Annotated in this window: 13 protein-coding genes; 9 read left to right on the plus strand and 4 right to left on the minus strand. The window is 73.3% G+C overall.

All coding sequences use genetic code 11. The annotated features are described in order from the left end of the window. Positions 1-25 precede the first annotated feature (25 nt). From ACZ3IG_RS29835 to hemC, 5 genes are all read left to right on the plus strand, one after another. Positions 26-1,765 carry a hypothetical protein gene (locus ACZ3IG_RS29835; RefSeq protein WP_467435932.1) on the plus strand — a complete coding sequence of 580 codons (1,740 nt, stop codon included), beginning with the start codon at positions 26-28 and terminating at the stop codon, positions 1,763-1,765. Positions 1,766-1,827: 62 nt separating this feature from the next. Continuing rightward, positions 1,828-2,877: a YncE family protein gene (locus ACZ3IG_RS29840; RefSeq protein WP_467435934.1), complete on the plus strand. Its 1,050-nt coding sequence runs from the start codon at positions 1,828-1,830 to the stop codon at positions 2,875-2,877. A 161-nt stretch (positions 2,878-3,038) separates the two neighbouring features. Beyond that, complete coding sequence (locus ACZ3IG_RS29845) at positions 3,039-4,019, plus strand: ATP-dependent DNA ligase (RefSeq protein ID WP_467435954.1); 981 nt, start codon at positions 3,039-3,041, stop codon at positions 4,017-4,019. Positions 4,020-4,149: 130 nt separating this feature from the next. Beyond that, positions 4,150-4,926, plus strand: coding sequence for an NPP1 family protein (locus ACZ3IG_RS29850; protein ID WP_467435935.1), 777 nt, complete (start codon positions 4,150-4,152; stop codon positions 4,924-4,926). 126 nt (positions 4,927-5,052) lie between these two features. Next, entirely contained in the window at positions 5,053-5,988 is a 936-nt protein-coding gene (gene hemC / locus ACZ3IG_RS29855) for a hydroxymethylbilane synthase (protein ID WP_467435936.1), read from the plus strand. 51 nt (positions 5,989-6,039) lie between these two features. Here the strand turns inward: hemC and ACZ3IG_RS29860 are convergent, their stop codons facing one another. After that, a complete protein-coding gene (locus tag ACZ3IG_RS29860) occupies positions 6,040-6,573 on the minus strand; it encodes a hypothetical protein (protein WP_467435937.1) in 534 nt (177 codons plus the stop codon). 443 nt (positions 6,574-7,016) lie between these two features. On the opposite strand from ACZ3IG_RS29860, the gene ACZ3IG_RS29865 reads away from it, so the two are divergent. Next, a complete protein-coding gene (locus ACZ3IG_RS29865) occupies positions 7,017-7,808 on the plus strand; it encodes an RNA polymerase sigma factor SigF (protein ID WP_467435956.1) in 792 nt (263 codons plus the stop codon). Positions 7,809-7,815: 7 nt separating this feature from the next. Here the strand turns inward: ACZ3IG_RS29865 and ACZ3IG_RS29870 are convergent, their stop codons facing one another. Further along, on the minus strand, positions 7,816-8,133 hold the full coding sequence (locus ACZ3IG_RS29870) for an ANTAR domain-containing protein (protein WP_215167569.1): 318 nt from the start codon (positions 8,131-8,133) through the stop codon (positions 7,816-7,818). 191 nt (positions 8,134-8,324) lie between these two features. Between ACZ3IG_RS29870 and ACZ3IG_RS29875 the strand changes: the two genes are divergently transcribed. Then, positions 8,325-9,128 (plus strand): VOC family protein, encoded by an 804-nt coding sequence (locus ACZ3IG_RS29875; protein ID WP_467435938.1) that lies wholly within the window; start codon positions 8,325-8,327, stop codon positions 9,126-9,128. Between the two features lie 2 nt (positions 9,129-9,130). Here ACZ3IG_RS29875 and glgX read toward each other — a convergent pair whose 3' ends face one another. Further along, the gene (glgX, locus tag ACZ3IG_RS29880; RefSeq protein ID WP_467435940.1) at positions 9,131-11,296 is read right to left on the minus strand and encodes a glycogen debranching protein GlgX; all 2,166 of its coding nucleotides are present in this window, start codon (positions 11,294-11,296) and stop codon (positions 9,131-9,133) included. Next, positions 11,293-11,811, minus strand: coding sequence for a pep a2 (locus ACZ3IG_RS29885; RefSeq protein ID WP_467435941.1), 519 nt, complete (start codon positions 11,809-11,811; stop codon positions 11,293-11,295). Before ACZ3IG_RS29885 ends, glgX begins: the two co-directional genes overlap by 4 nt. A 285-nt stretch (positions 11,812-12,096) precedes the next feature. Here ACZ3IG_RS29885 and ACZ3IG_RS29890 point away from each other — a divergent pair, with 285 nt between their 5' ends. Further along, positions 12,097-12,405: a DUF5133 domain-containing protein gene (locus tag ACZ3IG_RS29890; protein WP_215167565.1), complete on the plus strand. Its 309-nt coding sequence runs from the start codon at positions 12,097-12,099 to the stop codon at positions 12,403-12,405. Positions 12,406-12,455: 50 nt separating this feature from the next. Continuing rightward, the coding region (locus ACZ3IG_RS29895; RefSeq protein ID WP_467435942.1) for a maltotransferase domain-containing protein at positions 12,456-12,984 on the plus strand (529 nt) is incomplete at its 3' end.

A 12,984-nucleotide genomic window follows, 5' to 3' on the forward strand; every position in this document is an offset into this window, starting at 1 on the left:
CGTTCGCCTGCCAGGAGCAGCCATCATGACCTCTGACAGATCCGCCTCACCGACCGGTGCCCGGCTGGGCCGGATGGTGGCCCTGACCGCCGGGGCCACGCTGGGCCTCGGCGCCCTGGTCGCCGTTCCACTGGCCGCTGCCGGTGCCGGCGGCACGGGCGTCACCGACACGGTGGCGCTGGCCGCGGACTCGACCGCGCCCGCGGTCGCCCTGGGCACGACCACGGTGAAAGCCGGCGGCGAGGTGGCGTTCACCGCCACCGGCTTCCCGGCCGGCGGCACGCTGAGCGTCAAACTCGACGACGCGACGCTGCTGGAGCAGTTCACCATCGGCGAGGACGGCAGTGTCTCGGACAAGGTGACGATCCCGGCCGGCACCAGCGCGGGCGGCGGCCACTGGCTGCGTTTCCTGGCGCCCGGGACCAGCGTCAAGAGCGAGAGCCTGACCGTCACCGCGGCGGCCACCGCCTCCCCCACGCCGACGCCGGCCCCCACGAGGAGCACCACACCGGTCGCCGACCCGAAGGTGAAACTGACCAGCGGCAGCAAGGTCGCCGCGGGCGGCAAGGTGTCCTTCTCCCTCTCCGGGTTCGTCAAGGGCCAGAACGTCACGGTGAAACTGGACGACAGCGAGATCCTCGGCCGGTGGACCGGCGCGGTGAAGGCCGACGGGACCTTCTCCGGCACGGTGACCGTCCCCGGCTCGACCGCCGCGGGGGCGCACTGGCTGCGGTTCCTGGCGCCCGAACCGGCGACCAGCCTGAAGGCGGACCTCACCGTCACGTCGTCCTCGTCCTCGTCCTCGTCCGGCGGCTCGGGCGGCTCCGGCGGCGGCTCCGGCGGCGGCTCCACCGGCGGCAGCGGCTCGGTCGGCTCCGGCGGCGCCGCGAGCGGCGGCACCTCGGGGTCGGTGAGCAGTTCCTCCGGCACCTCCGCCACCATCACCGCGGGCTCCCGGGTGGCCGCGGGCGGCAAGGTCTCCTTCCGGGTGACCGGCTTCCCGGCGGGACGGCAGCTGACCGTGAAACTGGACGACAGCGAGATCCTCGGCCAGTGGACCGTCGGTTCCGACGGGTCGTACTCCGGCGGTGTGACCGTCCCCCCGGACGCCGCGAAGGGCGCCCACTGGCTGCGGTTCCTCGCCCCCGACCCGCCCACCAGCCTGCGCGCCGACTTCACGGTGACGTCCGGCTCCACCACCGCCGCCTCCGCAGGCTCCTCCTCGGGCAGCTCCGCGACCCCCGTCCCGGCGGCCTCGGGCGCACCGGCCGGCGCCACCAACGACGCCGGCGCCAAGGCCGAGATCACCGCCAGCGAGGTGCAGCCCGGCGGCACGCTGCACTTCACGGTGACCAAGTTCCCGGCCGGGAAGCAGGTGACCGTCAAACTCGACGACGAGGCCATCCTCGGCCAGTGGAAGACCGACGGGAACGGCACCTACGAGGGTGCCGTGACCGTCCCCGCGGACACCTCCGCCGGCGGCCACTGGCTGCGCTTCCTCGCCCCCGACCCGCCGACCTCGCTGAAGGTGGAGTTCACCGTGAACGCCGCCGCGGCGGCCGCCGGTCCGGGCACCGGCACCTCCTCCACCGCCGCGCCCGGGACCACCGCCGGCAACCTGGTGGCCGCTTCCGGCTCCCCCGTCTCCTACGCGACCGTCGCCTGGTCGGCGGCGGCCGCCGCGGCCGGCGGGGCGGCGGGCGCCGCCGCGACCACGCTGGCGGTCGTGCGCCGCCGCACCGAGCGGCCCGCGGCCGGCGCCTGACACCGGGCCCTCCCAAGCCACTTTCCCCCGTATCGATCCCCTACCGAGGGAGTTACCCCACCATGTCCTTCACCCGCACCCACCGCCGTACCGCGGTCGCCTCGGCCGTCGCCGTGGCGGTCGCCGCCGGCAGCGTCCTCACCCTGGCCGGCACCGCCTCGGCGGCGCGGACCGGCTCCACCGTCACCACGGCCAAGCTCGGCACCGGCCAGTACCAGTCGGCCTACTCCGAGCGCAACGACGTGCTGTGGGTCACCACCGCCGTCGGCCGCCCGCCGGTCACCCAGTCCCACCTGCTCGCGGTCGACCCGGAGACCTTCGAGGTCAAGTCGGACATCACCCCGCCGGTCACCGACACCGCCACCGGCGCCGTCGAGGCCGTCTACGGCGTCGCCGTGGACGACGAGCACAACACCGTGTGGACGACCAACACCCGCAACAACACGGTGTCCGTCTACAGCCAGCGCACCGGCGAGCACCTCGCCTCCCTGCCGAACGTGAACCACGCCCGCGAGATCGTCGTCGACGAGAAGCACAACACCGTCTGGGCCAGCGCCTACAGCGACGGCACCCTGGTCGCCTTCGACAGCGAGTCCCTGAAGGAGAAGGAGCGGGTCACCGTCGAGGGCGCCGGCCCGGCCGGGCTCGCCGTCGACGAGAAGACCGGCACGGTCTACGCCGCCGACATGACCAACGACCGGCTGATCGCGGTCAAGCGCGGCTCCACCACGCCGGCCTTCGTCCCGGCCGGCGACGGCGCGATCTCCGTCGCCCTGTCGAAGAACGGCAAGACCGCCTACACCGCCGACCAGACCGCGGGCACCGTCTCCGTGATCGACCTCAAGAAGGGTGTCGTCACCAAGTCCGTGGCGACCGGCGCGGGCGCCCTGTCGGTGGCCACCGACGAGCGCTCCGGCGACGTCCTGGTGGTCAACCGCACCGACGCCGACGTCACCCGGGTCGACGTGAAGTCCGGCACCGTCGTGGAGACCGTCGCCACCGGCGCCAACCCCAACCACGTGGAGATCGCCGACGGCACCGCCTACGTGGTCGACAAGTCGGGCGCCGGCGCCGCCCAGGACACCATCACCAAGATCCGCCTCGCCCGCTGACACCCCACCGGCCCGGCGCCCGTCCCGCCCCCGCTACGGTCAGCGGCGGTGCGGGGCGGGCGCCGTCCGTGCGCCCGCCGGGCGCGGCGCCGTTCAGGCGAACCTGGGCGGCACCGCGCGTGGCGGCGGCCGATGGCGTCGACACCTTCCCCGTGGACCCCGTGGAGCTGCCGCTGATCCCTCCCATGCTGGCCACGCCCGGCACCCTGCCGCCCGCGGCGCAGGACGCGCGCTGGGCGTACGAGACGAAGCAGGACGGCCAGCGGGTGGTGGTCTACCTGCCCGGCGACGGCAGTGTGCTGCTGCGCGCCCGTTCCGGTCTGGAGATCACCGCCGCCTACCCCGAACTGCGGCCCCTGGGCACCGCGCTCGGCACCACCCCCGCCGTGCTGGACGGCGAGGTCCTGGCGCTGGACGCCGAGGGCCGCGCCGACTTCCAGCTGCTCCAGTCCCGGATGGGCCTGGCCCACGCGCCGGTCCGGGCGGCACAGCGCGCGGCCGAGGTCCCCGTCCACCTGGTGCTCTTCGACGTACTCCACCTGGGCAGCCGCCCGCTGGTGTCCCTGCCGTACGCGCGGCGGCGCGGGGAACTGGAGGGGCTCGGTCTCGCCGGGCCGTCCTGGTCGACTCCGGCGGCCCTGGTCGGCCACGGCGAGCAGGCGCTCCGGGCCACCCGCGAGCACGGCCTGGAGGGACTGGTGTGCAAGCGGCTGGACTCGCGGTACGAGCCCGGCGTGCGCTCCCGGGCCTGGATCAAGATCCGCAACATGCGCAGCGAGGACGTGGTGATCGGCGGCTGGCTGCCCGGCAAGGGCCGGCTGGCCGGGCTGCCCGGCGCGGTCCTGGTCGGCCAGCGCGCCGCCGGACGCCTGCGCTACGTGGGCGGGGTGGGCACCGGCTGGAGCGAGGCCGAGCGCGCGGAACTGGCCCGGCTGCTGCGGGCCGGCGCCTGCGACGCCTGCCCCTTCGATCCCGTACCGGCGGTGCCGGAGGCCCGCTGGGTGGTGCCCCGGCTGGTGGGCGAGGTCCGCTTCAGCACCCGCACCCGGGAGGGGATGCTCCGCCAGCCGTCCTGGCTGCGGCTGCGGCCCGACCTGGCCCCGGAGGAGTCGGCCGCCGACGTCCCCGACGACCTGGTGTGACACCGGCCCGACTGTTGGGCCGCTCTTCACCACCGGGACGCCTGCGCCTCTTGGCACGGACGGGGAACGACGGCACTCTGAACTCCCTTTCCCCCCACAGCCGTTGGGCTGCGCCCAAGAGGAGGACGCAGTGTCGTCGAGCATGTCCCGCACCCGCCGCCGCAGATGGCTGACCACGGCCGCCGGAGCCATCGCCCTGGTCGTCGCCTTCCCCGCCACCGCCTTCGCCGCCCCGCCCCCGGCGCTCCCCGCAGGCGCCGACGCGGCTGAGGCCGCCTACCAGCCCGCCTTCGACTACGACACGGACGGCTGCTACCCCACCCCGGCCATCAGCGCCGACGGCACGGTCAACGGCGGCCTCAGTCCGACCGGCGCCCTCAACGGCAACTGCCGGGACGCCTCCGACCTGGACAACACCAACGGTTACGCGCGCGCCAAGTGCGACGGCGACTGGTGCGCGTACATGTACGGCCTGTACTTCGAGAAGGACCAGGCCCTCGCGGGCAGCAGCATCGGTGGCCACCGGCACGACTGGGAGCACGTCGTGGTGTGGGTGCGCAGCGGCACCGTGGAGTACGTGTCGACCTCCAACCACGGCGCGTTCACCGTGCACGCGCGCTCGGCCGTCCGCTTCGAGGGCACCCACGCCAAGGTCGTCTACCACAAGGACGGCATCAGCACGCACTGCTTCCGGCTGGGCACCGCGAACGACGAGCCGCCGGAGAACCACAAGGGCACCTGGCAGTACCCGGCGCTGGTCGGCTGGAACGGCTACCCGTCGGGCGTGCGCGAGAAGCTGAGCGCGTACGACTTCGGCAGCGCCACGTTCGGCCTGAAGGACGCGAGTTTCGCCTCGCACCTGGCCTCGGCGAAGCCCTCCGGCATCACCTTCGACCCCTACGCCTGATCCTGTTCGGCCGCCTCCGGCCGGGCCGGTACCGGGCCGGGGGCGGCCGTCTCCGGCCCGGCCGCGCCGCGCCCGGCCGGTCCCGTACGGCCGCCCGGCGCCCGCGCCAGGCACTATCGTGGCCGCATGTCCGTGCCCGAACTGATCCGCGTCGTCTCCCGTGACTCACCGATGGCGCTCGCCCAAGTGGCGCGCGTGCAGCGCGAGTTGGCGGCCCTTCACCCCGGCGTGCGCACCGAGGTGGTGCCGGTGCGGACCACCGGCGACAAGTGGCTCGGCGATCTGTCGGAGGTCGAGGGCAAGGGCGCCTTCACCAAGGAGGTCGACGCCGCGCTGCTGGCGGGCGAGGCCGATCTCGCCGTGCACTGCGTCAAGGACGTGCCCGCCGACCGGCCGCTGCCGGCCGGCACGGTGTTCGCCGCGTTCCTCGCGCGCGACGACATCCGGGACGCCCTGGTCCACCCGGGCGGGCTCACCCTGGACGAGCTGCCGGCCGGCACCCGGATCGGTACCTCGTCGGTGCGCCGCGTCGCCCAACTGGCCGCCACCCACCCGCGTCTGACGTGCGTGCCGATGCGCGGCAACGCCAACCGGCGGCTGGCGAAGCTGGCCGCCGGCGACGCGGACGCGCTGCTGCTCGCCGTCTCCGGCCTGGAGCGCATCGGCCGCACCGACGTGATCAGCGACGTCCTCTCCCCCGAGACGATGATGCCGCCGATCGGCGCGGGCGTCCTGGCGCTGCAGTGCCGCCAGGACGACACCCGGCTGATCGACGCGGTCAGCGGCCTCGGCCACCCGGACACCCACCGGGAGGCCACCGCCGAGCGGATGTTCCTGCACGTGCTCCAGGGACACTGCAACAGCCCGATCGCCGGGTACGCGCGGGTGGACGGCGGCGGTGAACTCTCCCTGCGGGCCTGCGTGTTCACCCCGGACGGCAAGACCCGGCTGAACGCCCACGAATGGGCGGGCCGGCTGGACCCGGCCACCCTGGGCACCTCGGTCGCCGTGGCCCTGCTGCGCCAGGGCGCCCGGGAGATCATCGACGGGATCGCCCACTGACCCCGCCGGCCCCACCGGCCCTGCGGCCCGCGCGGGCCTCCCGGTGACGGGTCAGGCGGTGCCCTCCTCCGCCTGACCCCGCGTCTGCCCGCGCAGGAACGCGCTCACCTGCCGCTCCAGTTCCTCGCGTCCCGCGGACGGGCACGCACCGCCGGCGCCCTCCCCGAGGCCGACGCCGCCGGTCCACAGCCGCCGGCCGGTCCACTCGTCGTCGACCCGCAGCTGCACCTGCACGTCCACCCGCCCCAGGTCGGCCTCCGCGCCGGCCGCGTGGACGACGGCGGTGACCCGGCGCAGCGGATAGACGTCGAAGCCCTCCACGAACTGGGAGTTGCGCCAGTCGATGAAGGCGCCCTCGCCGTCGGGGCCGAGCCGCACGTCGATCTGGCCGTCCTCCAGGTGGACGCAGAACCGCCGTTCGCTCCGGTTCTCCACGGTCACGCGGAGCCGGAAGTAGGTGAGCCCGTCGGCGGCGTCGTCCCGGCCGCGCGGCGGTTCGCCCGGCTCGACGCGGTGGACGCGGACTCGCAGCCCGGGGTGTTCGTCGTACTCCTGCCAGTCCCCGACCACGTTCGGCTCGTACACGCTGCACCCTCTCGACCTCTTGGAGCTGCTTCCTATCTGTGTGCTCAGTGCACTGTCAAATGAGCGGAATGCGCTGTGGCCAGGGAGTTCGCCCCATTTGCTCACGATCAAGCGCTGCCCAGCGACAACGGCGGCCGCGCCGGCGCGACGGCCGGCCCGAGCGTGCCGCACATCACGTTCACCCCCCAATCTTTAGCGAAGCTAACCACCTTGGAGGCCGCCAGAACCTGCCCGATCGCCAGGGTGACCGTAAAATCACCTGATATGGGTATTTGTTTCGGAAAAGGTGTGGCGGGGAATGCCTTGGGAGTGCTTCGAACCGGAGGCACGTCTGCGGGAGCCGGTGCGCCCGGGCCCGACGTGCTCCGGCGCGGTCCGCGCCCCGCCTCCCTCCTCCCGGTGTCCGATCACCCAGAGCCCCCCTGCCGAGGGAGGTGCGCATGATGCGTATCGCCGGCCGAACCACACCGCACCCGCACGACGACGCCCCCGACACCGGCACGGCCTTCGCGCGGCTCGCGGAGCTGCCGCCGGGGCCGGAGCGCAAGGCCCTGCGGGACGAGCTGATCCAGGTCTGGCTGCCGATGGCCGAGCGGATCGCGGTCCGCTTCCGGGGCCGCGGCGAGTCCCTGGAGGACCTCTACCAGGTGGCCGCCCTCGGCCTGGTCAAGGCCGTTGACCACTACGACCCCGCCCGCGGCCACGCGTTCGAGGCGTACGCCGTGCCCACCGTGACCGGCGAGATCAAGCGGCACTTCCGGGACCACATGTGGACCCTGCACGTACCGCGGCGGGTCCAGGACCTGCGCAACCGGGTGCGCCGCGCCGCCAAGGAGCTGGCGCAGACGACGCCGGGGCGTGCCCCCACGGTCGAGGAGATCGCCGCCTACGCGCACCTGACCGCGGACGAGGTGCGCACCGGCATGGAGGCGCTGGAGTGCTTCACCGCGCTGTCGCTGGAGGCGGAGATGCCCGGCACCGACGGGTACGCCCTCGGTGACGCGATCGGCGGCCTCGACCCCGCGTTCGACGTCGTGGTGGACCGGGTGGCCGTCCAGCCCTGTCTGATGGCCCTGCCGGAACGCGAGCGCACCATTCTCTACCTGCGGTTCTTCCGCGGCATGACGCAGAGCTGCATAGCGCAGCAGCTCGGCATCTCCCAGATGCACGTGTCGCGGCTGCTCAGCACCTGCTTCGCCCGGCTCCGTGAGGAGATACTCGCCGAGACCGGCTGACGCCGCCCTAAGGGGGCCCGGTGCCCGGTATCTGGGTCGGGCCGTGGCGGTCCAGGGCGTCCTCCAGCGCCGCCCTGATCTCCCGCGGCATCGCGCCGGTGCGGCCCCAGACCAGGATCAGCTCCGCCACGTTGCGCAGTTTGATGTTGGTGTGCTGGGAGACCTCCTTGAGCACCAGCCAGCCCTCGTCGGGCGTCACCCGGCCGAGGACGACGACCATCCCGATCGCCTGGTCGACCACGGCGTGCGAGACGACCGCCTCCTTGAGCTGCCGGACCTGTTCCTGCAGCTCGACTATCTGGTCCGGGCCCCCGTCCGTGGACATGGTCACCTCCGGTCGCTGAGACGCATCCATCGTCACCACTGGTCACTCTCCCCGCCACTGGGCCGTCCGGGGTCAACCGGCGTCGTTTCGCTGGTCTCGTAGGGGTACTCGGCGGGCGCAACGGACGGCCGAGGCCGGACACTGGTCGGGAACCGGTGGCTGCCGGTGGACGAGACCAGGACGCGACTGCCATGAACGACGACATGACCTCCCCCACCGGCGCGAGGAACGTGGTTTCCACGCACTCCGTGTACGGGGCCCCCTGCTGGGTGAGTCTCACCAGCCGTGATCTCAAGGCCACCGAGGAGTTCTACTCCGCGGTGCTGGGCTGGCAGTGGAGACCGGCCCGGCTCGGCGACCGCTTCCGGATCGCGCTCGCGGACGGCGCGCCGGCCGCCGGGATCGCCGCGGTCGCCGGGATGTGGCAGATGGCCGTGGCCTGGCTGCCGTACTTCGCGGTGGTCAGCGCCGACCAGGCGGCCGGGCGGGTGCAGGAGCGCGGCGGGACCGCGGCGGTGGGTCCGATCTCCTTCCCGCCGGGCCGGGCTGCGCTGCTGGCCGACCGGGACGGGGCCGCCTTCGGGGTCTGGGAGGGTGAGCTGTTCACCGACTGGGAGACCTGGCGCCGCGCCCAGCCGGCCTTCATCCGGCTGCACACCCGCGACGCGTTCGACGCAGCGATCTTCTACGGCGAGGTCCTGGACTGGGCGACCGGGAAGCCCGGCGCCTGCGAGGTCGGCTACGAGGGCGGCGAGGTGGTGCTGCGCAGCGCCGGGGACGTCGTGGCGCGGATCGAGTCGGGCGCCCTGGAGGCGGCGCCCGACCCGGCCGTCCGGCCGCACTGGCAGGTGCACTTCTTCACCGCCGACGTCGCGGCCTGTGTCCGGGCCGCGCAGTTGCACGGCGGCAGCGTGCTCGTCGAGGGCGAGGACGAGGCCGTGCTCCGCGACCCGGACGGCGCGCAGTTCACGGTGACCGTGCGCCGCGAGCGCTGACCTCATGCCCGCTCCCGGCCGGTGCGGGACGGCCGGGAGAGCAGCACCAGGCTGCGCGGTTCCACGGTGAGCCGGGTGCCGGCCTTGTGCTCCGCCTCGTCGGGGACACCCCCCGGTCCGGCGGCGGCCGCGGTGTCGATCAGCGTCGTCCAGCGTTCGCCGTAGGCGGCGTCCGGCAGCCGGAAGGCCGTCGGTTCCCAGTGGCTGTTGAGCAGCAGCACGAAGGAGTCGTCGGTGACGGGCCGGCCGCAGGGATCGGGCTCGGCGATGGCGTCGCCGTTGAGGAAGACCCCGACGGCGTGCGCGTCGGGCCGCTGCCAGTCGTCGTCGGTCATCTCCTTGCCGTCGGGTCTGAGCCAGACCAGGTCGGGCAGCGGCTGCCCGGCGTGGGTGACGGTGTCGCCGCGGAAGTAGCGGCGCCGGCGCAGCACCGGGTGGGCGGCGCGCAGGCCGATGACCTGCCGGGCGAAGTCCAGCAGGCCGCGCTGCTCCTCGGTCAGCCGCCAGTCGACCCAGGAGATCTCGTTGTCCTGGCAGTAGGCGTTGTTGTTGCCGCGCTGGGTGCGGCCCAGTTCGTCGCCGTGGCAGAGCATCGGGATGCCCTGCGACAGCATCAGGGTGGCCAGGAAGTTGCGCTGCTGGCGGGCGCGCAGTTCCCGGACGGCCGGGTCCTTCGTCGGGCCCTCGGCGCCGCAGTTCCAGGACCGGTTGTGGCTCTCGCCGTCCGCGTTGTCCTCGCCGTTGGCCTCGTTGTGCTTGTCGTTGTACGACACGAGGTCGCGCAGGGTGAACCCGTCGTGCGCGGTGACGAAGTTGACGCTGGCGCGGGGGCGGCGCCGGCTGTGCTGGTACAGGTCGGAGGAGCCGGTCAGCCGGGACGCGAACTCGCCCAGCGTGTGGTCCTCGCCGCGCCAGAAGTCCCGTACGGCGTCGCGGTACAAACCGTTCCACTCCGACCACAGCGGTGGGAAGTTGCCCACCTGGTAGCCGCCCTCGCCGACGTCCCAGGGCTCGGCGATCAGCTTGACGCGGCTGATCACCGGGTCCTGCTGGATCAGGTCGAAGAACGCCGAGAGCCGGTCCACCTCGTGGAACTGCCGGGCCAGGGTGGCCGCGAGGTCGAAGCGGAACCCGTCGACGTGCATCTCGGTCACCCAGTACCGCAGCGAGTCCATGATCAGCTGCAGGACGTAGGGATGGCGCATCAGCAGGCTGTTGCCGGTGCCGGTGGTGTCGTAGTAGTGCTGCCAGTCGCCGTCCACCAGGCGGTAGTACGAGGCGTTGTCGATACCCCGGAAGGAGAGGGTGGGCCCGTGCTCGTTGCCCTCGGCGGTGTGGTTGTAGACCACGTCGAGGACGACTTCGAGGCCCGCCTCGTGCAGGGTCTTGACCATCGCCTTGAACTCGGTGACCTGCTGGCCGAGGGTGCCGTGGGCGGCGTAGCCGTTGTGGGGCGCGAAGAAGCCGATGGTGTTGTAGCCCCAGTAGTTCGACAGGCCGCGGGCCTGGAGGACGCCGTCGTGCACGAACTGGTGCACCGGCATCAGCTCCACCGCCGTCACCCCGAGCGAGGTGAGGTGGTCCACGACCGCCGGGTGCGCGAGGCCCGCGTAGGTGCCGCGCAGCTCCGGGGGGACGTCGGGGTGGGTGCGGGTGAGGCCCTTGACATGGGCCTCGTAGATGACGGTGTCGGCGTAGGGCCGCCTCGGCGGGCGGTCGTCGCCCCAGTCGAAGAACGGGTCGGTGACCACGCCGAGCATGGTGTGCCCGGCGCTGTCGGCGGGGTCGGGGCGGCCCCCTCCCCGCTCCAGCAGGGAGGGGTGGTCGTCGACCTGGCCGTCCACCGCGCGGGCGTACGGGTCAAGGAGCAGCTTCGCCGGGTTGCAGCGGTGGCCCACGGCCGGGGCCCAGGGCCCGTGCACGCGGTAGCCGTAACGCTGCCCGGGTCCGACGCCGGGCAGGTAGCAGTGCCAGACGAAGCCGTCGACCTCGGGCAGGGGAACGCCGTGGTGGGTGCCGTCCTCGTCGACGAGGACCAGGTCGACGCGTTCGGCGACCTCGCTGAACAGGGCGAAGTTGGTGCCCTGTCCGTCGAAGACGGCGCCCAGCGGGTAGGGGTGCCCGCTCCAGACGGGCGCCCCCTTCCAGTCCGGCCGTACCGCGGTCACCGGGCCTCCTCCAGGACACCGTTGCCGCCCGCGGCACCCGGCGCGGCCAGCCGGGCGACCGGCAGGATCTCGCGCGGGACCTCCAGGCCCTCCTGGGTGATGGGCTTCGGCGCGGTCGCGACCAGCGGGACGCGTTCGCCGGCCCGGGCGCGCTGGGAGAACCAGATGACCTTGGCTCCGGTGTCGGTGGCGCAGCAGCCCCAGCCGTCGCTGGTCGCGGCGAGGTGCTCCAGGCAGGCGCGCAGGTCGAGGTCGGGGCGGAGGGCGTGGTCGTTGCCGGCCACGGCCGTGATGAGGTGCTGGCCGTTCCACCACAGCTCGGTCGACGTGTTCTTGTCGCTCGCGTGCTCGTCGATCGCCCGCAGCAGCATCTCGGTGCCGCGGCAGACGGGTTCCACGAGGTTCTCCAGGTTCCAGAACCGGAGGTGAGCGGCCAGGATGCGCCTGACCTGTCCGACCCGTTCCGGGCTGACTTCCACGTCGAGGTGGTAGTAGCAGGGCACTGCGGTCTTCATCGTCGTCGGCTCCTCACCGCGAGGCTCCCGCTCCTTCTCGTCCCGACGGGACGAGCCCCGAGCACGAAGCGTGAGCACGTATCGCTTCTGAGTCACTCCAGAGTGGAAGCAGTAGTCCATTCGTGCAACACGAGACCGTCGTTGAAGATCCAACAAGACGCTGCGTCGCTGGCCGTGCACCATGTGTGAAGAACTCGATCGCCCGTAACGACGACCGTGCCCCGCGCGCGGTCGCCGCCCGAGGGTCGGGGACGCGTCCATCGAGTCCCGGAAGGGAACGGCACCATGCTGCTACCTGCGAAAGCCGAGGTCGACCGGCAGCTGCGGCGTTACCGGGCCCGGGAACGGATGATGCTCGCCTCCCCCGCCGACCGGACGGCGCGGGCGGTCTTCGAGGACGCCGGTTACACCCTGTGCGTGCTGATGGGGAAGCGCTGTGCGCGGGAGGCCGCGGACGCCGCCGAACGGTACCTGGCCGGCCTGGTCACCCATGCGCAGGAGCGGGACGAGCGGCCCCGGGCGGCCGGACGGAAGGCGCCGGTCGTGGACCGGCGGGCCCCGGCGGGGAGCGCGGTCCCCTCCGGCGCGGCGTGACCCCGGTCCGGGCCCCGGCCCGGCTTCAGCAACGGCGGAGGTGAGAACCGATGAGCACGACCCCTCGGATCGGGCGTATTCCGGTGCGTGATGTCCACCCGGTGGTGGAGGGCGGCAGACGTCCGGCGAAGGCGGTGGCGGGTGAGACGTTCGAGGTGAGTGCCACCGTGTTCCGGGAGGGACACGACGCGGTCGCCGCCAATGTCGTGCTGGAGGATCCCGAGGGCCGCCCCGGCCCGTGGACGCCGATGCGGGAACTGGCTCCCGGCACCGACCGCTGGGGCGCCGAGGTCACGCCGACCGCGCCGGGGCGCTGGACCTACCGGGTGGAGGCGTGGAGCGACCCGCTGGCCACCTGGCGCCACCACGCGCGCGTCAAGATCCCGGCGGACATCGACACCGGTCTGGTCCTGGAGGAGGGCGCGGAGCTGTACGAGTGGGCGGCGGCGGGGGTGCCCGACCGGTCCGCCCGGGCCGTCGTCCGGGCCGCCGCGGCGACGCTGCGGGACGACACGCTGCCGGTGCCCACCCGGCTGGCGGCGGCGCTGACGCCCGAGGTGGACGCGGTCCTCGCCCGGT

Source organism: Streptomyces sp. NPDC016677 (assembly GCF_055562815.1).

Excerpts from the sequence above, each read along its gene's own strand:
- ACZ3IG_RS29835 (WP_467435932.1), top strand. The coding sequence starts at position 26 with ATGACCTCTGACAGATCCGCCTCACCGACCGGTGCCCGGCTGGGCCGG.
- ACZ3IG_RS29840 (WP_467435934.1), top strand. The coding sequence starts at position 1,828 with ATGTCCTTCACCCGCACCCACCGCCGTACCGCGGTCGCCTCGGCCGTC.
- hemC (WP_467435936.1), top strand. The coding sequence starts at position 5,053 with ATGTCCGTGCCCGAACTGATCCGCGTCGTCTCCCGTGACTCACCGATG.
- ACZ3IG_RS29865 (WP_467435956.1), top strand. The coding sequence starts at position 7,017 with ATGCGTATCGCCGGCCGAACCACACCGCACCCGCACGACGACGCCCCC.
- ACZ3IG_RS29870 (WP_215167569.1), bottom strand. The coding sequence starts at position 8,133 with ATGTCCACGGACGGGGGCCCGGACCAGATAGTCGAGCTGCAGGAACAG.
- ACZ3IG_RS29875 (WP_467435938.1), top strand. The coding sequence starts at position 8,325 with ATGAACGACGACATGACCTCCCCCACCGGCGCGAGGAACGTGGTTTCC.
- ACZ3IG_RS29885 (WP_467435941.1), bottom strand. The coding sequence starts at position 11,811 with ATGAAGACCGCAGTGCCCTGCTACTACCACCTCGACGTGGAAGTCAGC.
- ACZ3IG_RS29890 (WP_215167565.1), top strand. The coding sequence starts at position 12,097 with ATGCTGCTACCTGCGAAAGCCGAGGTCGACCGGCAGCTGCGGCGTTAC.